Raw genomic sequence first — 24,530 nt, 5'->3', positions numbered from 1 at the left:
GCGGAGCTGTGGTGTAGCGGTCTAACATGTCGGCCTGTCACGCCGAAGATCGCGGGTTCGATTCCCGTCAGCTCCGCCAATAACTTAATAATTTTTAACCATGCGGAAGTAGCTCAGTGGTAGAGCATCGCCTTGCCAAGGCGAGGGTCGCGGGTTCGAATCCCGTCTTCCGCTCCATTTTATTTATAGGAGTTTACCGTATAGCTACTGCGTTTTATCACAAAAATATGTAATTAGAGTATTATGAAGAGAGGATTGTTCGTTCAAAATGAGACGAATATCCTCTCTTTATATATATATAGGATTTTTCCCTGGACGTTTATGAGGGGCAAGTTTTTTATATGGTAAAATGAGCACGAGAATAAACAGGAACTTGAAGAGCAGATTATTTTAACTTGTCTGACAATCTCTAAACTTTTAAAGAATTTTGCCGATATAATATAGAGTTAGAGATTTATTACAGCTACTATTTTGCTAGCAACTTGTCTGATAAAATGCAGATATAAATGAAAAAATACAGAAATTAGGAGGAATAAGCACGATGTTATCTTCTATAACCAGACCAATATCATACGCTTTACAACAAAATGATATAAGCAGCAAAAATCGTACTGATACTTCTAATGTTAGCTTTAAGGATACATTATCGCAGGCTGCATTAGGTGAAATATCAGCGTCTGCCACTTCTGCAACAGTTTTATCAAGCGGCGCAACTGATACTAATTCCTATCTATTACAGTTACAGTCTAAATTCGGGACTAAAATATCTGTACAGAACATGGAATACAGTAAAGCAAATATAAACCATATCGGGAGTTCAACATCTGGAACTGGAAATGTTATTATAGCTTCTAACATTCTTGAAAAAATGGCTTCTGACCCACAAACAAGACAACACTACGAACGAAAGATACAAGCTCATTTTGATACAATTGGAGAAGCAAATGCTTTTATGGCAATGCATGGTAGGCGAATCGTTTCTAGTGGTGTAATTATACACCCCAATGGAGAAGTAACCTATTATTCCTCTAGTGATTATACGCCAGAAGAAAAAGCTCGTCTTGAAAAAGCCATGAAAGAGGAAGATGAAGCTAAAGCGAAAAAGCGGGCAGAAGAAAAACGGTTGAACGAAATAGCTCAAATCAAATATTTACAGTTTACCTCAAATGCAGTGCCGAAAATTGAAATATTAAGTTCGGATATTTCAGGGAATTATTTTTTCAAATCCCTTCAAGCATTGATATAAGTGCATTTCAAGCGTTAATGTATCGTTCAACAATGGTTCGATAATGTTATTCAAATTTGTTAACAAGATTGCTTAAAAATTAGGCCACTATGCCTATCCAGCCAGTCAAGGGACGAGTAGTATTTTGCCACCAAAAGGAAAAATATGGCCTGTTTCTGGTACACGGCCCGAAGTAGGTTTGAATGCAGAAATACCACAGCAATGTGATGGGAATCGAAGACTCCCTCTGTAATCACTTCCGATGTCAAATGCAGATCCACCGGCAGCAACAATGGCCGCTGGCCCACCGCTGCTTCCACCTGGAGAACACGAAAGATCATAAGGATTGTTTGTCTGCCCGTATATTAAATTGTTTGTTCATAAGTGAGGTGTATTAATACCGGGGGGAGCCCATATGGAATTAAAGTTTACGATTGCATATCCAATGGTATATATAATTGTGATTGCCATCGTAGGTTTTCTGACCCCGAGGCTCGCCATGACTGGGATAGTTATCATGAACAATAGTTTTGTAACCATACGGAAGGGCTACGTAGAAATGCTGTAATTACCTTTTATGAGGATGTTTTTGAAAGTTTTAATTAGTGACATTAACCTAGTGGCCATAATGATTTTTGGGCAATATAGAAATCTTTGTCGAACCCAAAAATGTTGTTAATTTTTAACTGTTCACATATGGCGAAACCCGCAGCATCGGAATATGAAAGGTTTTGGTCCTTAAATTTTTGAAGATATTTTCGTGTTAAATTATCGACATGTGCATCTGGATAAACTATTTTAACTGATTGTATTGTGCTAGCTTTTTCCAAGGCTCCAATAAATTGAAAAGCAATGTAACTGCTTAGGTGATAGCGCAACCAAGTGAACGATTCAGATACAACCAAATAACTGGTATATAACTCTATGTATTCAGGAATGTTCAGGTAGAACTCTTTTGCTACTTCGTGGTGTTTGTCTTTCTTGTTGGTGATAGCTATCCATGCGCCGGCATCTATATATAGTTTCCTATATGGAATCTTTGCCATAGAGGTCTTCCTTGTAACGTACAGAACCGTTTTCCGGGCCTTCACCGATACCAATTATTTCAGCCAGCGGATCATCAGGCCCACCCCTCTTCTTTATTTTTATTGATCCAGATTTATAAATACCAAGTTTACGAAACAACTCATTTTGTTGTTTTGGAGTAAGCTTTCTTATTTCTTCAACCAAGCGGTCTATTGCCATACAATCACCCCGGTTTTTGCGAATATTATACCATATCCTGTAATTAGAAACAACGGAAACATAACGTTATGTTTTGTTATCTGCTTTTTCAAGAGGCTTAATAATGAGCAATAAAGTACTGATTTTACGGGCGAGGAGTTGAACGGCTGCAAGTAGAAGGAATCATTGACGCTCGCCGGGTCGATGCCAACGTCTCGGCACATATCCTTCAAAAGCGTCACCAGCCTGTCGTTGGCGAGTTCACGCTGTCGGGCAACAGTGACTTGATGGAAATCCTGAAGCACGCGAGGGACTGCCGGGGAGTCATGGAATACGATATAGATCTCGTTGAGCGCGCGAGAGAAGTCCATACCAACTATATCGAAGCGGAACCCGAAAAGCCAAATGAGCGTATCCAGCTTTGTGCGGCGGCGTTTATGACGACGGTAGTACCACGTCGAAATAGCGACTGCGAGCACGCCGGACAGAAGCGACGCAATCTTTATTCAAAGGCCGCAATCGCGCTACCGGTATACAAATTAAATGTTCCTGTTACTATATTGGAATCAATACCACATTGTTTTAGAATTGCAAGGGGAAGCCTTATTCCTTTGGAATTGCCAATCTCAATGATATCTACTTCCATTTTACATTCTCCTTCGTGATTACTATGTAATTACATTATATTCCTATCGAAGGATTTATACAAAGTCAATAATTAAGTAAGGTGTCCCCTTAATTTCCTGGAGTTTATTGGTCTTTTCAGTTTACCCAGCTTTGAGCGTGATTGAGAAACGCCCTTGTCGCCGGGGATGATGACTGAAATGAACGGACGGCCAGCCCGATCCTTCTGCAAGTTCGTGATTCCGTTGTTTTGCAACTAAATGAATAGAAAACACTTCTCTAAGCCCGACATTGCGGGCTATTTTAATGTCAATCTTTTAGGATTATCGTGTTGTATAATGTTGTGTATTATGGTATAATACCTTTGAATGAAGGTGTTTGCTATGTTTCTTAAGAAGAGTGTTAGTAACGGAAGAGTATTCCTGTCCTTCGTACAGGGTTACCGCATTAATGGTAAGGTTAAGCATAAAACCATAGAAAAAATCGGTTATCTTGATGAATTAGAAAAAGTTTATGACGATCCCATTGCCTACTTTAAGTCTGTTGCAGAAGAACGAAACCAATCTGCCCCTGCCGAGACAATAAAAATTGCTGTTAACCAGCGCCTTACAGATAATACATCGTCCAGAAAGAATCTGGGATATGCCATTCCAAAGCGCATTTATTCCCTCCTTGCCATCCATACTTTTCTTCAGAATAAGCAGAAACACCTAAGCATCGAATACAACCTAAACAGTATTTTCAGCCTCCTCATCTATAACAGGTTTCTTTTCCCTTCTTCCAAAAAGAAGGCTTTTGATAACCGCGACTTTTTCTTTGAATCCTATGATTTTTCAATTGATGATCTGTACCGCTCTCTTGATTACTTTGCACGATACTCTGAACCTCTTCAGAAATATCTGCACGAGAAAGTCTGTGAAATCATTGGCCGTGATGGAAAACTGGGATACTATGATGTCACCAATTATTATTTCGAAATTCCTTACAATGATGAGGATAAATATGATGATAACGGAGTTCTGGTAAAAAAGGGCTTCCGAAAGAAAGGCCCTTCGAAGGAACACCGTCCTGATCCTATCGTCCAGATGGGTCTTTTGATGGACTCAAACGGCATTCCAATGGCATTCAATACCTTTTCCGGAGGCGAAAGCGAAAAAACCTCTCTACTCCCTATCATCCGCAGGGTAAAAAGGGATTATGGTATGGAACGGATTATTACGGTTGCGGACAGGGGACTCAATACAAGTGATAACACCGCTTTCCTTGCCGGAATCAACGATGATCATTCCCAAGCTCATGACGGTTATATCTATGGACAGAGCGTATTGTCTGCCGACAAGGAATTCAAGGCATGGGTACTTAATCCAGAGGGATACATTCAAACCAAGGAAATAGATACGGAGGGTGAAGAAGTCCTTTTTACTCACAAATCCAGGGTCTATGCAAAAACTATCCAACTGAAAAACCAGCAGGGAAAACGCACCCTGAGAATGACGATTTATCAGAAACAGATGGTATACCACTCAAAGAAATATGCGGAAAAACAGAAAAAAGAAAGGGAACTTGTCCTTGCCAAGGCAAAAGACTTAATTGCCCATCCCGGAAAGTATACAAGAGCTACTAGTATGGGTGCTGCTGGATATATTAAAAATATAAAGTTTGTGAAGGAAACAGGAGAAATACCGGACGGAATCAACCTGTCGTTAAATCTTGAAAAGATTACGGAAGAAGAAAAATACGATGGTTATTATTCCATCGTGACAAGCGAAAAGAAGCTATCTGACAGGGAAATCCGGGACATATACAAGGGATTATGGGAAATTGAGGAGTCTTTTAAAATTATTAAGAGTGAATTCAGAGCAAGACCGGTCTATCTCCGAACCGAGAATCATATCAAGGCCCATTTCCTCATCTGTTTTGTTGCACTTCTCATCCTACGCGTACTGGAATACAAATTGGATAAAAAACATTCTGTTAAGCAAATACGGGAGTCGCTAATACGTTATTCCTGTTCCCATCTTGACCAGAATTACTATTTGTTTGATTACAGGAATGAAATCTTGCAGTCATTGGAGGGAGTTTTCGACATTGATCTAGGGAATAAAATTATGACTACATCCCAAATAAAAAAAATTTTGCAATACTACAAATAAGGTCAAAATATACAACACTAATACGCCAAAAAAAAAAGCTCTGTAGTCCGCATAAATGCTGGACTGACAGAGCTTTTTATCATATTATTACTGCAAAACTCAGGTTATATTCCTATCGAAGGATTTATACAAAGTCAATAATTAAGTAAGGTGTCCCCTTAATTTCCTGGAGTTTATTGGTCTTTTCAGTTTACCCAGCTTTGAGCGTGATTGAGAAACGCCCTTGTCGCCGGGGATGATGACTGAAATGAACGGACGGCCAGCCCGATCCTTCTGCAAGTTCGTGATTGTTGGGACGTTAGGTGAATTGGCTGTAGCTGTGCTAAATTTCAAGGCCCTTATCCTCTTCTCGTTCAAACGGGTTATAAACCGTTACGTTCCCATAGACCTGTCCACTGTTTAAGTCCTCCGTCCAAATGATACCACAGCCGGTTTTCCACGCACTGTTTACGATCATTGCATCCCAGAAAGAAATCCCGTATCTTTGTTGAATCTTAATGGCCTCCAGAACATCACCGGCATCTGGAATATGATGGTTCCATGCACTCAGATCAGCGATAATCTGTGACGCTGTTCCGGACGACAAGGGTATGGATACTTTTTTTGTCATTGTTACATAAAGCTCTTGCAAAACTTGTATACTGACGCATCCCCTGTAGTTTTCCCAAAGGTCGGTTATTAACTTCCGGGCCAGTTTTTGTTTAATACCATTTCCCTTGTCGTAAGCGTACACAAAAACATTAGTATCAACGAATTGTCGTTCCTCATCTGCGCTCATGCAGTTCCTCCCTGTTCCATGATGCTTTTCCTTCGCCTATTAAGTCAAAACCTTTTTCCATGATCTCCATCTGATTAGCTTTTGCTTTTTTATACTTATCATCTCTAGCTACAATATCTTCTAAATGGCGTGACAATAATCCGGATACTGAAGTGTTTTTTTCCACAGCTATGTGCTTGACTTTTTTCAGTATTTCCTTAGGAATGGATAGAGTAATATTCTGGTGTTCCACTTCTACCACCTCCACATAATTAAGTATATCACGCAAATGAGTGAAAAGCAACGGAACAACTACCAGCTTTTGTTCTGCCGGTTTCGATTTATTCAATGGTTCATTAATAAGCCGTTATGTTCAACATGGCAACTTCAAGATCAAAATGGCCAGACTCAATGTTCTGTCGCAAGGTTCCACTATCTTTGTGCAAGTATCGGCTGGAGTATCTTGGGTATATAGGAAAAAAGGAATATAATCAATTAACGTCAGCATTGCTTACGGGCAGGTAAAGCACAATTGTACAGCCACCTTCGGGAAGATTACGAAACTCTGTGGTTCCCCTGTGCGTCTTGATGATCTGCCGGACTATGGTGAGGCCCAGACCGTGGTTTTCCAGCCGGGCAGAGCTTTTCGGATGATTCAGATTGTTAAGCATCTCCTGCGTAAAACCAACGCCGTTGTCGGAAACGGAAAGAGAACAATTGCCCAAGCCTTTTTCCAGAGTGACCTTAATATCGCATCCATTTGGGTTGTGCCGAATACTGTTAGCAATCAAATTGTAGACCGTCCGCCTCAAAAGCTCTTCATCGCCGCTGACCATCGCGTTTTGAGCATTTTCGCTGATCGTAATGTCGACAGAATAGCTGTCGGAAAGCCCGCTGTTTAAAAAATCAGCTGCGACTACGCGCAAGAGCGGTGCCAGTGCAACGGAATCTTGCCGAAGCGGCTGCATGTCGTATTCGAGTTTGGAAGCCAGGTTTAAGTCGCTTACCAGCGTTTTGATCCGTTCGCTCTGCCTGCGGATGATGCCCGCTTGTTCCCGCTTGGATTGCGGCAGCTCGGGGTCGTCCTCAAGCTGACTTGAATAGCCCATCACGAGGGACAGCGGCGTACGGATATCGTGGGACACACCGGCAATCCATGTCGTGCGGGCGTTGTCCCGCTTATTTAGAGCGGCTTCCTGTTTTGTCAGCCGGGCCGAAGTTTTATTGATTCCGGCAGCAAGGTCGCCAAGAAGGCCACGGGTGGAGAGCTCTACGAGGCGTTTTTCGGCCATGTCCTCAATGCCCTTGGCCAGCGGTTTCAGGGAACGGAACAGCCGCAGGCCAAAAAGCAGCGCGAGCAGAACGGCAGCTACGCCGTTTAGGATGAGAACGGCCGGAAACCAGACAAGGGCCTTGTCCATTACCTTCTGCGGCGTTTCGATATTGTGCTTCCAAACACTGTCCCTGGCGCCGCCCAATACGAAAAGACCGTCCGGATGCCGCCAGACATGGACTGGATAGTCATTCAAGTACCAGCGGGTAAAACCGGCCACATCCGAAACAGAGTACTTCAACGGTACGTCGCCTGGCAGATTCTCGCTCCAGATCACATTGCCGTCATCGCTCAGCAGCATCGCCCATTGATATTGTCTTTCAATCTCATTTTTTACGAATTCGGAAAGCGTGTAAATGCCGTCAGACTTGGTCAGGCCATCAGCAAGCTGTGAAACGCTGTAGTCCTTCTGTGCTATTTTGCTCGCCTGAACTATCCATGCTGTCAGCAACGCGAAATTGATGATAAGTAGAATAATTGCAATTACGGCGGCCGAGAGCACATAGCGGGACAGGATTTTCATCATGCTTTTCATTTGTCTTCTACCCCTGTCAGCTTATAGCCGAGGCCGCGCACGGTGACTAGATAACGCGGAGCCGAGGGCTCCGGTTCGATCTTCTCGCGCAGGCGGCGGATGTGTACCATCAATGTATTCTCATAACCATAGAGGTTGTTCCCCCACGCCGCGCGGCATAAGCTGTCACCGGTTACGATTTTTCCCCGGTTCTCATATAGTTTCTCAAGCAAAGTAAATTCCTTAGCGGTAAATGTAAACAGGCCGGCTTTTGCTGATACCGTTCCGCTGTTTAAGTCTATTTCCGTTTCGCCCAGGCGGAAGACCGGCTTTTCCGTTCGTCTGAGAATGACCGGGAAATAGGCGCGGCTCAGTACTGCACGGAGTCTCAGAGTCAGTTCGCGCGGCAGAAATGGCTTCGTAATATAATCGTCCGCGCCAAGTCCCAGGCCGAGCAGGCGGTTTTCATCCTCGTCGCGTGCGGAAAGAAACAACACCGGAGCATCCGACATGGCGCGAAATTCGCGCATCAGTGAAAAACCGTCTCCGTCCGGCAGGGAGACATCCAAAATCACGCCGTCCGGCTTCTCCGATGCAAATAGCTGACGTGCCTCTTTGCAGTCGGCGGCGGAAATGACCTTCATAAAACCTTCCCGCCGCAGTATTTCACTTACCATCTTGCGCAGCTCAGGCTCGTCGTCCACGATCAGCAACTTGCAGTCAAAAATATCGTTCATTAATTGCTATTCCTTTCTCCATACTCAACACTACAACGATCATTATAGCGTAAATACAGGACAAATTGAGTGCTTACCCTCAAGTTTAAGGTAAATGTAAGCTTAAGTACAGGCTCATGTAAGGAGGCTCTGTTATGATGTTTCCAGTCTAGCGTAAAAGGGGGCATCAAAATGTCTGATATTATCACAACAACCGGCCTTTGCAAGCAGTACGGAAAGGTTCTGCGGGTTAAAGATCTGGATCTCTCGGTGCCGGAGGGCGTTGTCTACGGTTTTCTCGGGCCGAACGGCGCGGGTAAATCCACCACAATGAAAATGATACTAGGGCTTGCAAGGCCAACAGCCGGAACCATTACCGTGTTTGGCAGACAGGTTAACAACCGGAACAGGCTCGAAATCCTGAAGGATGTCGGGTCTTTGATCGAATCGCCCAGCTATTACGGGCACCTGACCGGAGCGGAAAACCTGCGGATTATCGGCACGCTTAAGGGCGTACCGGATAAGGACATCGGCAGGGTACTGCAAATCGTCCGCCTGGAAAATCAGAAAGAGAAAAAGGTGGGGCAGTATTCGATGGGCATGAAGCAGCGCCTTGGCCTCGCCTGCGCGCTTCTGGGAAATCCGAAGCTTTTGATTCTCGACGAGCCGACAAACGGCCTTGACCCAGCGGGTATCCAGGAAATGCGCGAGCTGATCTGCTCCCTGCCTCAGCAGTGCGGAATGACGGTTATGGTCTCGAGTCATCTGCTCAGCGAGATCGAGCAGATCGCCACCAATGTTGGAATCATCAGTAAAGGCGAGCTTGTTTTTCAGAATAGCCTGTCCACACTTCATGAAAGGAGCAGGCACAGCATCGCCGTCCGCACTCTAAATAACGAGGCGGCAGCCAAAATACTTGGCGAGCAGGGAATTTCCTGTCACGCGCAGGAAGATTATCTGCTGCTGCCGGAGCTTACCGATAACGAGCTTGCAAGGTATATTTCACGGCTTTTTGACAGACATATCGGCGTCGTGCGCATTGAAGAGCGGCGCAAAACCCTTGAGGATATATTCCTCGAACTGACCGGAACGGCGGTGAGTTTGTAATGAAAGCGCTTGCTATGGAATTTCAGAAAACGCGCCGCAGGAAAGTATGGCTGATCGTCGCCGCTCTGATTTTCGTGCAGATCCTTTGGGCGCTATGGGCGTTTCGAAATATGGATGCGCGCGACCTATCCCAGGGCTGGATGTATTGCCTGTACCAGTTTCCAATGCTCAACTCCATCATGATGCCGGTTATTGCAGCCGTGGTGGCGTCCCGGCTTTGCGATGTGGAACATAAGGGGCAGACGCTTAAACTCCTCGAAACAGTAATGCCGGCAGGAAAACTTTTTGACGCTAAATTTCAGTGCGGGGCTTTGTATATGCTCGTGACGGTGGTTTTGCAGGTTATTTTTATTGTGATCTCCGGATATACCAAAGGATTTGAAGGAGATGCGCCACTTGACAAGCTATTCTATTACCTGCTCTTCACCACGGCTGTAAATCTGACTGTTCTGCTCCTGCAGCAGGTGCTGTCCCTCCTTTTTGTCAACCAGATGGTACCTCTTACCGTGGGACTGATCGGTGGGTTTGCCGGTCTTTTTATCTTGTTCTTTCCTCAAAGCCTGGAAAGGCTTTTTCTCTGGGGATATTACGGTGTGCTGATGTTCGTCCGAATGGACTGGGACAAGACAACGCGCATCATCGATTTTTACTATGTTCCGATTGACTGGCTTGGCTTTATAACTTTAGCCGTTATGTTCTGCGCGATCTATATGATTGGTCGCACGCTGTTTGTGAGAAAGGAGATGTGAGCCATGTTTTTTCGAACACTTCGCGCCGAGAGGATGAAGCTGCGGCACAGCCCGGTCTGGCTCGCTTTTCTCATCCTTCCGGTTCTGCCCGCCGTTATGGGCACCTTCAACTATCTTCAAAACACCGGCATCCTGCAGGATCAGTGGTACAGCCTGTGGACGCAGCACACCCTGTTTACCTGCTATTTCTTTCTTCCCGCTATCATAGGCGTTTACTGCTCCTACCTGTGCCGTCTGGAGCATACGAACCAGAACTGGAATGCCGTCATGACGGTTCCCGTACCGGTTTCACACATCTATCTTTCAAAGCTTTTCGTGGCCTCCGTCATGGTGATTTTCACGCAGGCCTGGATCGGCGCGCTGTTTGTGATTTCCGGCAAGTTTTCAGGCCTGGCCGCTCCGATTCCGCCCGAGCTTCCGGAATGGCTTTTATACGGCGTTGTCGGCGGGATCGTCATCTGCGCTCTTCAGCTTTGCATCTCGCTTGTGATCCGCAGCTTTGCCGTGCCGGTGGGTATTGCACTGATCGGCGGCGTCGCAGGGATAGCGGCGCTCTCCAAGGGCTATGGAGCGCTGTATCCATATTCGCTTTTATGTCTCGGCATGCGGGCAAACAGTCCCGGAGGCCCGATGCAGTGCAGTATTGAGCAATTTGCTCTCAGTAGTCTTTTCTATCTGGCTGTCTGCATTGTGTTTGCTGTCTTATGGCTTAAAAAAAGGGATGTTGTGGCTGGATAAGAAAGCAATGGGGTTGCGACAGGAAGATGTGGCAAATGAATAAATTTAGAAATCAATATGCCGATATGCTTATGGGTATACTTGAAAGAAAGGATGGTACATGTGAAAACAATTAAACCGGTAGGTTGATTACTAGTGTTGGTATTGACATGATGAATTGCTTGTATTAACATGTTTTTGACAATTGAATGCTTAGTATAGTTGAGTGAGATGAGAAAATTTACCAGTTGAGACGACTCGGAGTTTTTGGGGTGAGAACCAGCTTCTTTTTGCTGGTTTTTTTTATTTTTAAGGAGGATATTCAAATGATTCTATTGATTGATAATTATGATTCATTTGTATACAACCTGTATCAATACTTCTCAGAGCTGGGGAGCGAGGTAGGTGTTTGGCGAAATGATCAAATAACAATAGATGATATAAAAGAGATTAAGCCGAAATGCATTGTCCTTTCTCCTGGGCCTTGTACTCCCGACGAGGCCGGGATATCCCTTGAAATAGTAAAACGTCTCGCGGGAAAGTATCCGATTTTGGGGGTATGTTTAGGGCACCAGACCATTGGACAGGTATTTGGCGGTAAAGTCATACGGGCGTATAGACCAATACATGGTAAAAAATCTACAGTTATACATGATGCAAGGGGCATCTACTCTGGGTTACCCAACCCCATGCCTGTAGCACGGTATCATTCTTTGATTATAGAAAAAGATAGCCTTCCGGGGTGTTTGGAAGTTACTGCCCATACCACTAGTGGGGAAATCATGGGGATACGGCACCGGTATTTGCCGGTAGAGGGAGTGCAGTTTCATCCCGAGTCTATCTTAACTACTTATGGCAAAAAACTATTATGCAATTACCTGCAAATGATTAAAGGAGGCATACATTATGCCGGTTAATTTACCCTTATATAAAAAACTACCTGCTCAGTTCGAATCCTTACATATTTTTGAAAATATAAAAGATTTACCGTACCCTTTTTTACTGGATACGGGTATGCTGGTTAATAATCTGGGGAGTCATTCGTTTATAGGTGCAGACCCTTTTTTGGTTATGAGTAGCAAAGGGAAGCATATCACTTTGATAGAAGCTGATAAAGCTACCACTTTATCCGGGTTACCTTTGGAAAAACTAAAGGAAATGCTGATAAGGTTCTCAATGCCGCCTCAAAATGGTATATTCCCTTTTAATGGGGGGGCTGTTGGCTTTTTTAGTTATGACCTGGGAAGGCACTTTGAAAAAATTCCTCAAAAGAGTGTAGACGATCTAAATACCCCTGACCTATTACTGGGGTTTTATGACACTGTGATAGCGGTTGATGTGCGTACAGGTGAAGCTACAATAATTTCTACAGGATTACCGGAACGAGGGGAAGCTGCTTTGGAGCGAGCTCGCACACGGCTTAAAAATATGGAAAATAAATTGCTAACTGGACCAAATAATTCTATTGGTAATAAATTATTCAATTACAACCCCGATAAACAGCCCGAACTGATTGCAAATTTTACACCCGATGAATACAGGAGAACAGTGCAGCGAGCTATAGATTATATTTATGCAGGTGACATCTTTCAGGTAAATATGACCCAGCGATTCTGTACAACTCAAACGGTTGACTCCTGGGAAATATACAAAAAGCTCAAAAAAATTAATCCTGCTCCATTTGCTGCGTTTTTATCCTTTGGCAGCATGGATATTATTTCTGCTTCACCGGAACGCTTTATTAAAGTTGATGGGAGACGGGTAGAAACATGCCCTATTAAAGGAACCAGGCCACGTGGTTGTACACCGGAAGAAGACGACCATTTGCGGCGGGAGTTGTGGGGCAGCGAAAAAGACCAGGCTGAGCTAATGATGATAGTAGACCTGGAGCGGAATGACCTGGGGCGAGTCTGTGAAATAGGCTCAATAAAAGTACCTGAACTCTTCAGGCTAGAGGAATATGCTACCGTTTTTCACTTGGTATCCACGGTAGAGGGTAGGTTATTGCCAGATAAAGATATTACTGATTTACTTACGGTATCCTTTCCTGGTGGATCAATCACCGGGGCGCCTAAAATAAGAGCCATGGAAATCATAGAGGAACTTGAACCGGTACGCCGTGGGGTTTACACGGGATCCATCGGGTATATTGGTTTTGACGGCAGGGTAGATCTGAATATAGTAATCCGAACTATAATAGCTACTAAAGGTAATTTATATTTTCAAGTGGGCGGGGGAATTACAGCAGATTCTGACCCGCATAAAGAATACTTAGAGACTTTGGACAAGGCAAGGGCGCTAGCCAGGTCCCTGGGGTTGGAAGCCTCTTTAGGGTGTTAGAACTTGTTCATAATATGTTTACATGATAGGGGAGAAAAACATTTGCAAGAATACTTTATTGTTAATAAAAAAAATACTTACCATGGGAAAATAGATATTAATGTGAAAGATATGGGCTTATTATATGGCTACAGCCTATTTGAAACTATGCTTATTAAAAAAGCAGAGCCTGTTTTCTTGAAACAGCATTTAAAAAGGTTGATCAGTTCGAGCGCTGAACTGGGCATGGGAGTTTGTGACGGACACAATGAACTTATGTCTTTGTGCCGCAAAGCAGTCATTTTATCTGGAATCAAGGACGGGTTATTGCGGTTGACTGTTACTGCCGGTAACGGTAGTTGTGACGATGGCAACGCTATAGTTTTTGTAAAAGAAGGGGTACCTTATAAGGAAGAACATTATTCGAAGGGGTTTAAACTAATTACTTTAGACTTTCCCCGTAATGAAAAATCTCCCATAGTCAGGCATAAAACAGCCAATTATCTTGAAAATTTTCTGGGGCGCCAAGAAGCAAACCGCAGGGGATGTGATGAAGGACTGTTTATTAATACACAAGGCATGGTGGCGGAGGGAACGGTTAGTAATATATTCATAGTTAACAAAGGTAAACTAATAACTCCCCCGGCAGAGGCAGGGTTATTACCGGGCATAGTACGCCGTTGGGTTATAGAGTATACGAAGGAATTAGGTTTGACATGTATAGAAGCAAACTTTACCCGTTTTGACCTTTTGCAGACCAAGGAATGTTTTGTGACAAATTCCTTGATGGGAATTATGCCGGTAACTAAAGTAGACTCTGCAATTATTGGAACAGGATTACCCGGTGGGGTAACCAGGCAAATAATGAAGTTCTATAAATTTTTTATAGAAAATCAGTAGTGTTCGATCTGGCTCACAAAAACAAAAGGGCCTTTCTTTCTAAGCGTTTAAAGATAGTCAATTTTCAACACCTGGCACCTATCAAGGCGACAAAGCCTTCATCTTTTTTGCTGCCCTGGGAGCAAGAGAACATTTCCCTGCCTCACTTGAAAGCAAGAGAACCGTTCCCTTGCTTCTTGCTTTTATACTTGAGGTGGCGGGTAAGACAAGGTAAACTAAACTAAACTCGGTTAAAACTTTGATATAGCTTTAATTTTTACTTTTTCCCATTTTACAAGGGGGGGTATAAGTGTTTACCATACGTGATTTAGTACAGCCGCGTACAATTGAAGAAGCATACCAGGCATTGGTGGGCAACAGCAGCAGCACTTTGCTTGGGGGGTGCGCTTTTTTGCGCCTGGGCTCCCAAAAAATAGGTACGGCCATTGATTTGTCCAAGCTAAATCTGGATTATATAAAGGAACAGCCTGCTTATATAGAAATAGGTGCAATGGCCACTTTTAGGGATGTGGAAACCAACCCTGTTTTAATGCAAATTTTTAATGGCGTTTTACCCAGGTCAGTTAGTTATGTAATGGGTGTACAATTTAGAAACATTATCACTGTAGGGGCTACTGTTTATGCCAAATACGGTTTTTCTGATTTAATAACTCCACTGTTGGCATTGGATACCGAAGTGGAACTGTATCAAGGCGGCAGAATGTCATTGGAAAAATTCCTGGATAATTCCTACTCCAAGGATATCCTAACCAGAATATTTATTAAAAAAAATGAACGAAAGGCCGTTTATCAAAATTTGAGAAACTCTGCTACAGATTATCCAATTTTAAATGCAGCTGTTTCCAAATTAAATGACCAGTGGCGAATTGTAGTTGGGGCCAGGCCACAAAGGGCTAAAGTCGCTACCAAAGCTTCGGCTGAGCTTTCCGGAGGGAATGTAAGCATGGAAACTATTGATCATGCAGCTAATCTGGCGGCGGAAGAGTTATCCTTCGGGACTAATATGAGGGGCACGGAAGAATATCGCAAAGCAATGTGCAGGGTGCTGGTTAAACGGGCCATAATGGAGGTATTGCCATGCAGATAGAAGTTACCATCAATAATAAAAAAGCTACCCTGGAGGTAGCAAATGATGAAATGTTGGCGGATACTTTAAGGGCTTACGGAATGTTCAGTATCAGACAGGGCTGCGACACTTCGGGCTGCGGGTTGTGTACCGTATGGATAGACGGAAAACCAACCCTGTCCTGTTCTACACTTTCTTTTCGAGCTGACGGCAAATCTATTACCACCATTGAGGGAGTCCCAAAAGAGGCCGGGGAATTTGCCCGGTTCCTTGCGGCTGATGGCGCGGACCAGTGCGGCTTCTGCAGTCCCGGTTTCATCATGACCGTGCTGGCCATGAAAAACGAATTGAAAAATCCTACGGAAGAAGCAATCAAACATTATCTAAACGGTAATTTATGCCGTTGCACAGGCTACATGGGACAGCTCCGGGCAATTAAAAAGTATCTGGGGGTGGCATAAATATGCATATCGTCGGCAAGGGTATGGCCAAATTGGATGGGATAGCCATCGCCACAGGCAAACCTGTTTATACGGATGATTTGGTGGTGCCCAATGCTCTGGTGGTAAAAATACTCCGGAGCCCGCACGCCTTCGCTAAAATAACCTCCATTGATATATCCGGGGCGAAAAAACTGGATGGTGTAGAGTGCATTCTTACTTATAAGGATGTTCCCCAAATCAGATATACAACAGCAGGTCAATCCTATCCGGAACCATCACCGTATGACCGCCTAATATTGGACGAAGTAGTCAGATATGTAGGAGATGAGGTGGCCATCATCGCTGCCGCGGATGAAAAAACTGCTCTCATGGCCATGAGCCTGATTAAGGTTGAATACGAGGTATGGGAACCTGTTTTGGACTTTGAAAAGGCGGCAGGTCATGCATCCATCGTTCACCCCGAAGATGACTTGCATTGCAATTTTGATATCGGCATGCAGCGGGAACGGAATATTGCTTCTGCACACAAAGTGGAAGCTGGCAATGTTGAGGAAGAATTTAAAAAATGTGCCGTGGTAGTGGAAGAAACCTATTATACTCAAGCCCAGGCCCAGGCTATGATGGAAACGTACCGTACTTTCAGTTATTTTGATCATACAGGCAGGCTTGTGGTGGTAAGCTCCACCCAGATTCCCTTTCATGTGCGAAGAATACTGGCCAGGGCATTACAAATGCCTGCTAACATGATCAGGGTTATTAAACCGAGAATAGGCGGAGGATTCGGAGGAAAACAGACAGCTGTGGCGGAATTGTTCCCGGCCATTGTTACTTTAAAAACAGGGAAGCCGGCTAAAATTGTCTATGACAGAAAGGAAACCTTTACCTACACTAACAGCCGCCATGCCATGAAGTTAAAAGTCAGACTGGGGGCCGACCGGGAAGGTTACATCAAAGCGATCGACATCCAGGGTTTATCCGATACTGGCGCCTACGGGGAACATGCGCCCACGGTATTTGCGGTGGTGGGGGAAAAAACCCTTCCCCTTTATAATAAGGCAAAAGGTGTACGGTATATGGGCCAGGCTGTTTATACAAATAAAATGCCGGCGGGAGCTTTACGGGGATATGGGGCCACCCAGGGAACCTTTGCCCTTGAGTCAACTGTCAATAAGCTGGCTGAAAAACTGAACCTAGACCCGGCGGAAATCCGGCTTAAGAATTTAATCAGGGAAGGGGAAACATCTCTGGTCCATAAAGATCATTCTCTGGGCAGTTCGTCTCTGCACAGGTGCATAGAAAAGGGTAAAGAAATGATCGGATGGGACCAAAAGTATCCCGGGATAGATACAGGCAACAATAAAATAAGAGCGGTGGGCATGGCGGTAACCATGCAGGGATCGGGAATTGCCGGAGTGGATACGGCCTCCGCTGAAATAAGACTTAATGATGACGGCAGCTTTACCCTGCTCATCGGTTCCACCGACATGGGCACGGGCAGCGATACCATACTGACCCAAATAGCTGCCGAGGTTTTAGAAACATCAGTGGAAAATATTATTGTTCATGCCGCGGATACCGATGTTTCTCCCTATGACCCCGGTTCCTACGCTTCCAGCACCACTTATGTCACGGGTATGGCCGTAGTTAAAGCGGCGGAAGATTTAAAACAGCAAATTATGCAAAACGGGGCAGGTTTTTTAGCAGTGCCCCCTGAAGAAACCACCTATGATGGAAAAACCATTAGTACTGTAGACGGTAAAAAGTCCATAAGTCTAAAGAAACTTGCTGAACTTATGGTCTTGGGTACGGGAAAACTCCAGCTGGCCGGACACGCCACCTATGGCAGCCGGGTTTCGCCGCCGCCCTTTGTAGCCGGATTTGCTGAAGTGGAAGTGGATCAGGAGACCGGAAAAGTTGACCTGGTGGATTACGTGGCTGTGGTGGACTGCGGTACGGTAATCAATCCAAACCTGGCGCGGGTACAGACAGAAGGTGGCATTGTACAGGGAATAGGAATGGCTTTGTATGAGGATGTAAAATATAACCACAAAGGCCAATTGCAGACTAACTCTTTTATGCAGTATAAGATTCCCTGCCGAAAGGATATCAGTAACGTAAGGGTAGCCTTCGAAGAAAGTTATGAGCCGACGGGGCCCTTTGGTGCCAAGTCGATAGGAGAGGTTGTAATTAATACACCTGCGCCGGCCATCGTACATGCGGTTTATAATGCGGTGGGTGTTAGAATAACCAATCTCCCCATAACCCCCGAAAAAGTGTTCATGGGTATGCAAAAGGCCTAGGAAGCAGGGAGAAGCAAGAGAACCGTTCCCCTGCTTCCCCCCGGTTACACAGTAATCACATTCTCCTTTTTTAAGTTGTATTGGGCGGCCTTGCGAATTAATGTAGAATGTGATATGCCCAGGTCTTTAGCTGCTTGGCGAACAGTCTTATTCTTTGTTAACGCTTTTTGCAGCAGTTCCCGTTCTATGATTGCTTGGGCCTTGCGGAGGGGTATAATACTCCTGACAATAATCGGAGTAATTTCCTTGACGCCCTTTTGGTCGAGTTGATTATTGATAATGTACGGATCTATGGAATCCCCGCTGTTTAAAATTACCGTGCGTTCTAATATATTCATTAGTTCCCTAACATTACCAGGCCAGTGGTAACTCTCTAAGATAGCCACAGTTCTAGCATCCAGGGTCTTATTGGTTTGGTGCTTTTCGTTAAAATTACGTAAATAATGTAATGACAATGGAAGTATATCATCTTTGCGGTGGCGCAGCGGGGGAATTTCAATGGGAATAACATTTAAACGATAATAAAGATCTTTACGGAATTTCCCCTGTTTTACTAATTTTTTAAGGTCTTTGTTTGTAGCTGCAATTATTCTCACATTCAGTTTAATTGGCTTAACACCGCCAATGCGATAGTATTCCTGTTCCTGCAAAACCCTCAATAGTTTGACTTGCAGCGGCTGAGGCATTTCACCGATTTCATCCAGCAGCAATGTCCCGTTATCAGCAATTTCGAACAGTCCAGGTTTGCCCTCTTTTTTTGCGCCGGTGAACGCACCAGATTCATACCCAAAAAGCTCGCTTTCCAAAAGACTTTCCGGAATGGCACCGCAATTAATCTGGATAAACTTTCCTCTTCTGGGTCTGTTGCTACTGCAATGAATTATTTTAGCCAGTACTTCTTTACCTACCCCAGATTCCCCCAAAAGCAGTACAGTTGTTTCGGCCCTGGCCACCCGAACCGCCACGTGCAAAACTTTTAACATCTCTGTGCTTTCAGCAACGATTTCTCCTTTTCGCAATTGCTGGATAAAATCATCAACATCACCGTTAGCTGAGTTTTTTTCTATATACCTGTCTCTTTCTTCTTTTAGCTTTTGCAGCTCGATGATGTCCCTCACGTTGGTAACAACCCGAAAGAGTTCTCCGTTGTTACTAAATATGGGTGTGCCGGTTACCAAAACCTCTTTACCGTTATTTATCCTTTGTATTGCAGTAACCGAACGTTTTTCTCGCAGGGCTTTCGTAGTTACTGATTCGTACTTAAAAACACCATCACTATAAAGCTTGTCAATGGGCTGGTTAAGGTAATAAGAGGCTTCGAGACCGGTAAGGCGACAAAGGGCCCGGTTAACTCTCAAACCGATTCCATCACTGTTAGTAATCATAATTCCATCATGCGCCGCCTCGACGATAGTGTCCAGTTCATTATATAGCCGTTGTACAGACTCTAATTCAGCTGAAACAGCTTCGAGCTCGGCAACGTTCTGAAACACGGTAACAGCCCCTGTCACTTTCCCATCGTAAACAATCGGTGTACGATTGCACACTATCGAACGACCGTTGACTATAATTTTTTGTATTGATTCGGGCTTGCCAGTGCTAATTACCCTGGTTAATCTGCTGGTAGGAAAAACTTCATTAATTTTCCGACCCGTAATTTCATGCGGATTTATACCCAGGTGTTTGCCGGCCGATTTATTACAGACTATAATGACTCCTTCGGCATCAACAGCCAATATGCCGTTATGAGCATTTTGGAGAACATCATTTTTCCTATTTGCAATTTTCTTCATATCTTTGTAAATATCTTCAACCAGCACAATTCCCATATAATGTCCTTTGCTATCTGATACGGGATAAAATGGCAGACCTCCAATAACAGTATCTTCAATAGCATCATCCGGACTTAATACGGTAACATCGGTGAATAAAGCATCAGATACCACCTGCTCTTTATTGTCCGGCTTGTTTCTTAATCTGTGCAAAGCCTCGGCCAGCAGTAAAACACCGATAGTTTTTTTTCCACTAACTACCGGAGCCGCGCATTGTTGATGATCAATCAATAAATCAACCGCTTTGTCAAGAAGCTGTTCCTTTTTTAATACAACCGGCGAATTTCTTATTAGCTTACCGATATTCAAGTAAAACTACCTCCTTACAAATGAACGGCTACATACGAATAAACGTTAAATTCCTTGGTTTATTTATGTACCGGTTTTTATTTATGTAAATAATATTTATGCACGGAATTTTATATTAAGCTTATTATCTTTTCGACACTAAATTCATGAATCCTGTAAATATTTAAAATTTTCACATAAAATATTGTATTTTTATAAACAAGGTTTATTATTAAACCAGTTTGGTTGTATTCCAAACCTAAAGGGAGCTAAATAATGATAGAAAATATCCAATTTATTCCGTAAAAGTTGCTGGATATATTTTTCTCTTTGTCAAAACCCAAGCTTAATGAGCATTTGATTTGTGTACATATTTAGTGGCACATTTCTTGCTTCGTAATGTGATCATAGCTTAATGGTAGGAAAAGTGAGAGGGGGTTGTTTATAAAAAATTTTCAGGCAATTCAATATTTAAACACATTTCGGACAAAACAAATGTCGCGACTTTGTATGTAAAAGTACAGGGATAAGAAAATAATTGCTCAAATTCAAATTTAAAAGGGGGTGCCCCAATTGAAACCAAAGGAATGGATACTTTATGCCATGTGCGTTTTTCTGGTATTTATCAGGGTAGACATTTGGAACTGGGGAAAAATTAAGGAACCCGTATTTCTAGGTTGGCTTTCTATCTATGAACTATATCAATTAATGATTTGGGTTATTGGTACATTACTGCTTTTCTGGGTAAACAAAAGCTTCTGGTATGATCCGGATGAAGATTAATCCTGGAGGGGGCTTATATCATGGAACAACAAAATATTACAGTTTTATCTATTCTTGCGCTTTATGTCATTGCTATTTTAACCATTGGATTGGCCAGCGTTAAATACGCCAAAGGCACCCTTGAAGATTATTACACCGGCAGCCGTGAATTTAAAGCCCTGGTGCTGTTTTGCGGCGTTTTTGCCGCCAACATTTCAGCTGTAACCTTAATTGGCATTCCAGGTCAGGCTTATCATAATGGGTGGATAATGTGGCCTTATTTCGTAACTACGTGGGCCTGGCTAACGCCAATTCTATTTTATACCGTCGGGAATCGGGCCTGGTTGCTGGGCAAGAAATATGGTTTTGTGACAATGTCTGATGTCGTAATTGGCCGCTGGAACAGTAAAACTTTAGGTTATCTTGTGACTCTGGTGGGTTTAATCTATACCATACCCTATCTGATGACAGGCACCATGGGTGCCGGACAAGTTTTTGAAGGGCTGACCCAGGGTGCTGTACCTTTTTGGCTGGGGGCTTTGATAATATCTGTAGTTATTGGTATTTACGTAATTATGGGGGGAATGCGTGGTTCAATTTGGGCCAATACGGTGCAAGCTATGGTTTTTATGGTCGGTGCATTGATAATTTTTCTGTATGCATTAAATACTGTGGGAGGTCCCGCTCAGGTAACGCAAAACATCATGCAAAATAATCCTGAACTATTATCCAGGGGAAATTTGCCCTGGCAGGTATTTTTCAGCTTTGGTATCATAGTAAGCCTGGCGGTGCCAATGTTTCCGCAGCTCTTTACACGCTTGCTGTCAGGTAAGAGTATTGGTGAGCTTAAGAAAATGAGTTTAATGTATCCCTTTGCCGGACTTTTCATTTTCTCTGTTTGCGTTTACATCGGCATGTGGGCACATACCTTGATTCCCGGCTTGGAAGGGAATCAAGCTGAACAAATTATTCCATTGTTTCTAGCCCAATATGCACCTGTTTTCATGACCGGCATCTTGGGCGCGGCAATCCTGGCCGCTACCATGTCCACCATGGACTCGCAACTACTCGCTGCCGGAACTATTTTCACTAAAGACATTTTGCTAAACATGTCATCTGCTAAAAATATTGAGGACAAAAAGAAACTATTATTAAGCAAAAGTGTACTTTTCGCCATGGTTTTGATCAGCTATGTGCTGGCTTTAATCAAACCTATGGGAATTATCACTCTGATTAACTGGGCCTTCGGGGGATTTGCCTGTTTGATCGTCCCCATGCTTGCTGCGTTGTACTGGAAACGTTGTACCAAGGAGGCTGCCATTGCTGCACTGCTGGTCTCTCAAATAGTACAAGTTGCTTTGCCTCTGGGGATAATTCCGCAAAAGTTTGCCATGGGCTTGCTACCAGGTGTGCCGGCTTTAGTTCTGGGGTTAATCATATTGATTGTTGTTACCTATTTAACACCGGCTCCTGATAAGAAAGCAACTGATGAATTTTTCAGCACTTTTGCTAAATTAAGTGGAGAACCTAATATTATTGGTAAAGAAACTAAAATAACAGTGTAGTTCATGCGAATCCAAAACATCCCGCCCTAAAAAGGCGGGATTTTTTGGGAAGCAATAGGGACGGTCTCTTGTTTCCATTTATGGAAGCAAGAGACCGTCCCTATTGCTTCCCCCGGTAAGGCTTAAGCCAAGTCACCGGTAGCGAGTCTTGGAGTCTATGGTAATCTATAGATTTAAGCATAGACAGTTAGGTAGTAGGCCTGAATGTGATTGAACCCCGAAAGTTGATTTAAATAATAGAAAAATAGTCTATCATAACCCGTCAAAACCGATAATTAACATATCTCAGATTAAACAGACAAATTTTTCTGTTGCCATGAAGGAACAAACGAAAAATTATCCAATATATCTATAACCTGCATATAAAAAATGGAGTGATCAAGATGGTCAAAAAAATTCTTTATACCTTGGCACTATATAGCTTTCTTTTCTATGCCAATAGCACACCCGCCCTTGCTATGGACATTTACTGGAGACCAGCCAATGATAATAATACTACTTATTCCCAAAGACCTTATGCCACCACCAATAAGGTAGACATACAAGTACGCGTGGAAAACGCCAAAACTGTTGAAATAAACAGTGAAGAAGCTATTCAAATAGCTGGCAGCGACTCTGATCTTTGGTTGCTGCGTGATTACTTACTCAAACCCGGTGAAAATACTATTAAAGTCAAAGTGGAAAAATATAGGTATAACGGGCAAAACAAAAAAGACAGCACTGAAACTGACGATTTACGCATTACTGTTATTGATGCACCGTTGTCCGGTTCCCAGCGCTGCTTTGAAGCAATTGGTCAAAGTTTACCTGCCTTTAATAAATCGGTAGTTCTTAAGGTACCTAAAGAAACCGCTATTGTTGATCATAGCAATAGATCCGCCTGGGATCAAAGTGTCACTATATTGGCCAACAGCCCCCAATTTAATCTAAACCCCGACTATATACCATTAAGCCCACTGTATTCCATTGAGGCCGCATCACCATCTTACAGCCTTTCAAACCCGGGTGAGCTAACTTTGAAGTTTGATGCCGCCGCCGGCGGTACTAATAATGAACTGATTACCGTTTTATACGCCCTGCCCAGCTTTCAAGCTACATCTTTGCAACCATCCATGCTGCAAAGGATAGGTAGTTACAATCTTACCACCGAAAGCATTACCGTTCCTTTTTCCAATACAGGCTTCGGGCACTACATGGTGGTACGCACAACAAAGGACTTTAAAGATTTCTATCTAAGGAAAACAGGCGGGGTAGATCTGGAATGGGCCAGGTCTTACGTGGTAACTCTGTGGTCCAGGGGAATTATGCACCCACTTGCAACATACCAGGACGGCTCCCCGGTGCCTGAAGAATTTTTTGGTTTGACGAATAAATCCGGTCAAAATGAATTACCTGTAACGAGGTATGAATTTATCAGCATGCTTGTCAATGGTTTCAGATTGCCCTTTTCTCCTTTATCATTGCAGTCGCATATATTTAGCGATATACAAAACTTAAACATTATCGAAATCCAATATATTGAAGCCGCTGTTAAAGCCGGGTGGATCCCTAACACCCCTACTACAGATGGAAAACTTTTATTTCATCCCGGCAATCCTTTAACTCGGGAGCAAGCTTGTGTTTTTATGGCCAATGCAGCCGGTCTACCGCTAAAAACCCCTGATCAGGCAACTTCTGTGCTAAAAACGTATTTTCCCAACGATTATTCTTCTACTTACTCCTGGCAAAGACCACACATTCTAGCATGCATTCAAAGCGGTTTAATAACTACAACCGAGCAGGGGTACCTGGAACCAAATAGAACAATAACCCGTGCCGAAGCAGCCCGTATGGTTTATACTATTCTACAAAAGACACAAAAATTATAAAAAAAGGTGTTGCCACAGAAAACCCACGGACTTATCCGTAGTTTTCACATTCTCTATACGAAATGTTT

Annotated in this window: 24 protein-coding genes and 2 tRNA genes; 16 read left to right on the top strand and 10 right to left on the bottom strand. The window is 43.5% G+C overall.

The genetic code is table 11. From position 1 onward, the window contains the following. The first annotated feature begins 2 nt into the window (after positions 1-2). The 3 genes from DESGI_RS11005 to DESGI_RS23065 all read left to right on the top strand — a co-directional run bounded on the left by DESGI_RS11005 (position 3) and on the right by DESGI_RS23065 (position 1,246). Positions 3-79, top strand: a tRNA-Asp gene (locus tag DESGI_RS11005). Positions 80-102: 23 nt separating this feature from the next. Continuing rightward, positions 103-177: transfer RNA gene (locus DESGI_RS11000), tRNA-Gly, on the top strand. A 364-nt stretch (positions 178-541) separates the two neighbouring features. Then, complete coding sequence (locus DESGI_RS23065) at positions 542-1,246, top strand: DUF6033 family protein (protein ID WP_006524693.1); 705 nt, start codon at positions 542-544, stop codon at positions 1,244-1,246. A 105-nt stretch (positions 1,247-1,351) separates the two neighbouring features. Here DESGI_RS23065 and DESGI_RS10990 read toward each other — a convergent pair whose 3' ends face one another. From DESGI_RS10990 to DESGI_RS25360, 5 genes are all read right to left on the bottom strand, one after another. Next, positions 1,352-1,591 carry an amidase family protein gene (locus DESGI_RS10990; protein ID WP_083940024.1) on the bottom strand — a complete coding sequence of 80 codons (240 nt, stop codon included), beginning with the start codon at positions 1,589-1,591 and terminating at the stop codon, positions 1,352-1,354. A 245-nt stretch (positions 1,592-1,836) separates the two neighbouring features. Continuing rightward, the gene (locus DESGI_RS10985) at positions 1,837-2,271 is read right to left on the bottom strand and encodes a type II toxin-antitoxin system VapC family toxin (RefSeq protein WP_006524696.1); all 435 of its coding nucleotides are present in this window, start codon (positions 2,269-2,271) and stop codon (positions 1,837-1,839) included. Further along, positions 2,252-2,470: a hypothetical protein gene (locus DESGI_RS10980; RefSeq protein WP_006524697.1), complete on the bottom strand. Its 219-nt coding sequence runs from the start codon at positions 2,468-2,470 to the stop codon at positions 2,252-2,254. Before DESGI_RS10980 ends, DESGI_RS10985 begins: the two co-directional genes overlap by 20 nt. Further along, positions 2,461-2,937: a DUF6680 family protein gene (locus DESGI_RS26440; protein WP_353740043.1), complete on the bottom strand. Its 477-nt coding sequence runs from the start codon at positions 2,935-2,937 to the stop codon at positions 2,461-2,463. Before DESGI_RS26440 ends, DESGI_RS10980 begins: the two co-directional genes overlap by 10 nt. 14 nt (positions 2,938-2,951) lie before the next feature. Continuing rightward, complete coding sequence (locus tag DESGI_RS25360) at positions 2,952-3,095, bottom strand: AbrB/MazE/SpoVT family DNA-binding domain-containing protein (RefSeq protein ID WP_006524698.1); 144 nt, start codon at positions 3,093-3,095, stop codon at positions 2,952-2,954. A gap of 361 nt (positions 3,096-3,456) precedes the next feature. On the opposite strand from DESGI_RS25360, the gene DESGI_RS10965 reads away from it, so the two are divergent. Continuing rightward, on the top strand, positions 3,457-5,226 hold the full coding sequence (locus DESGI_RS10965) for an IS1634 family transposase (RefSeq protein WP_015617971.1): 1,770 nt from the start codon (positions 3,457-3,459) through the stop codon (positions 5,224-5,226). A gap of 322 nt (positions 5,227-5,548) precedes the next feature. Here the strand turns inward: DESGI_RS10965 and DESGI_RS10960 are convergent, their stop codons facing one another. The 4 genes from DESGI_RS10960 to DESGI_RS10945 all read right to left on the bottom strand — a co-directional run bounded on the left by DESGI_RS10960 (position 5,549) and on the right by DESGI_RS10945 (position 8,567). Continuing rightward, a complete protein-coding gene (locus DESGI_RS10960) occupies positions 5,549-6,004 on the bottom strand; it encodes a PIN domain-containing protein (protein WP_006522166.1) in 456 nt (151 codons plus the stop codon). Beyond that, positions 5,991-6,236 (bottom strand): DUF6364 family protein, encoded by a 246-nt coding sequence (locus DESGI_RS10955; protein WP_006522165.1) that lies wholly within the window; start codon positions 6,234-6,236, stop codon positions 5,991-5,993. Before DESGI_RS10955 ends, DESGI_RS10960 begins: the two co-directional genes overlap by 14 nt. 238 nt (positions 6,237-6,474) lie before the next feature. Continuing rightward, a complete protein-coding gene (locus DESGI_RS10950) occupies positions 6,475-7,851 on the bottom strand; it encodes a sensor histidine kinase (RefSeq protein WP_006522164.1) in 1,377 nt (458 codons plus the stop codon). Continuing rightward, on the bottom strand, positions 7,848-8,567 hold the full coding sequence (locus DESGI_RS10945; RefSeq protein WP_006522163.1) for a response regulator transcription factor: 720 nt from the start codon (positions 8,565-8,567) through the stop codon (positions 7,848-7,850). Before DESGI_RS10945 ends, DESGI_RS10950 begins: the two co-directional genes overlap by 4 nt. A 171-nt stretch (positions 8,568-8,738) precedes the next feature. Here DESGI_RS10945 and DESGI_RS10940 point away from each other — a divergent pair, with 171 nt between their 5' ends. From DESGI_RS10940 to DESGI_RS10900, 9 genes are all read left to right on the top strand, one after another. Continuing rightward, complete coding sequence (locus tag DESGI_RS10940) at positions 8,739-9,653, top strand: ABC transporter ATP-binding protein (protein WP_006522162.1); 915 nt, start codon at positions 8,739-8,741, stop codon at positions 9,651-9,653. Further along, on the top strand, positions 9,653-10,402 hold the full coding sequence (locus DESGI_RS10935; RefSeq protein ID WP_006522161.1) for an ABC transporter permease: 750 nt from the start codon (positions 9,653-9,655) through the stop codon (positions 10,400-10,402). The genes DESGI_RS10940 and DESGI_RS10935 overlap by 1 nt, the downstream gene beginning before the upstream one ends. 3 nt (positions 10,403-10,405) lie before the next feature. After that, complete coding sequence (locus DESGI_RS10930; RefSeq protein WP_006522160.1) at positions 10,406-11,140, top strand: ABC transporter permease; 735 nt, start codon at positions 10,406-10,408, stop codon at positions 11,138-11,140. A 305-nt stretch (positions 11,141-11,445) separates the two neighbouring features. Continuing rightward, entirely contained in the window at positions 11,446-12,036 is a 591-nt protein-coding gene (locus tag DESGI_RS10925) for an anthranilate synthase component II (protein WP_006522159.1), read from the top strand. Continuing rightward, positions 12,026-13,459, top strand: coding sequence for an aminodeoxychorismate synthase component I (gene pabB / locus DESGI_RS10920; RefSeq protein ID WP_006522158.1), 1,434 nt, complete (start codon positions 12,026-12,028; stop codon positions 13,457-13,459). The genes DESGI_RS10925 and pabB overlap by 11 nt, the downstream gene beginning before the upstream one ends. Before the next feature lie 42 nt (positions 13,460-13,501). Beyond that, complete coding sequence (locus DESGI_RS10915; RefSeq protein WP_006522157.1) at positions 13,502-14,338, top strand: aminotransferase class IV; 837 nt, start codon at positions 13,502-13,504, stop codon at positions 14,336-14,338. Positions 14,339-14,627: 289 nt separating this feature from the next. Continuing rightward, entirely contained in the window at positions 14,628-15,425 is a 798-nt protein-coding gene (locus tag DESGI_RS10910) for an FAD binding domain-containing protein (RefSeq protein WP_006522156.1), read from the top strand. Then, positions 15,416-15,865: a (2Fe-2S)-binding protein gene (locus DESGI_RS10905; protein WP_006522155.1), complete on the top strand. Its 450-nt coding sequence runs from the start codon at positions 15,416-15,418 to the stop codon at positions 15,863-15,865. The genes DESGI_RS10910 and DESGI_RS10905 overlap by 10 nt, the downstream gene beginning before the upstream one ends. A gap of 2 nt (positions 15,866-15,867) precedes the next feature. Further along, positions 15,868-18,147 (top strand): xanthine dehydrogenase family protein molybdopterin-binding subunit, encoded by a 2,280-nt coding sequence (locus DESGI_RS10900; RefSeq protein WP_006522154.1) that lies wholly within the window; start codon positions 15,868-15,870, stop codon positions 18,145-18,147. 44 nt (positions 18,148-18,191) lie between these two features. Here DESGI_RS10900 and DESGI_RS10895 read toward each other — a convergent pair whose 3' ends face one another. Then, positions 18,192-20,288, bottom strand: a complete 2,097-nt coding sequence (locus DESGI_RS10895) for a sigma-54-dependent Fis family transcriptional regulator (RefSeq protein ID WP_006522153.1) — start codon at positions 20,286-20,288, stop codon at positions 18,192-18,194. A 552-nt stretch (positions 20,289-20,840) separates the two neighbouring features. Between DESGI_RS10895 and DESGI_RS10890 the strand changes: the two genes are divergently transcribed. The 3 genes from DESGI_RS10890 to DESGI_RS10880 all read left to right on the top strand — a co-directional run bounded on the left by DESGI_RS10890 (position 20,841) and on the right by DESGI_RS10880 (position 24,462). After that, on the top strand, positions 20,841-21,050 hold the full coding sequence (locus DESGI_RS10890) for a hypothetical protein (RefSeq protein ID WP_006522152.1): 210 nt from the start codon (positions 20,841-20,843) through the stop codon (positions 21,048-21,050). Positions 21,051-21,070: 20 nt separating this feature from the next. Continuing rightward, positions 21,071-22,594, top strand: coding sequence for a sodium:solute symporter family protein (locus tag DESGI_RS10885; protein ID WP_006522151.1), 1,524 nt, complete (start codon positions 21,071-21,073; stop codon positions 22,592-22,594). 383 nt (positions 22,595-22,977) lie between these two features. Continuing rightward, positions 22,978-24,462, top strand: a complete 1,485-nt coding sequence (locus DESGI_RS10880) for an S-layer homology domain-containing protein (RefSeq protein ID WP_006522150.1) — start codon at positions 22,978-22,980, stop codon at positions 24,460-24,462. Positions 24,463-24,530: the final 68 nt, after the last annotated feature.

The organism is Desulfoscipio gibsoniae DSM 7213, from assembly GCF_000233715.2.
Taxonomy (GTDB): Bacteria; Bacillota; Desulfotomaculia; order Desulfotomaculales; family Desulfallaceae; genus Sporotomaculum; species Sporotomaculum gibsoniae.
Note: the sequence above shows the minus strand (reverse complement) of the source record. Positions and strands in the feature narration are given on the sequence as shown.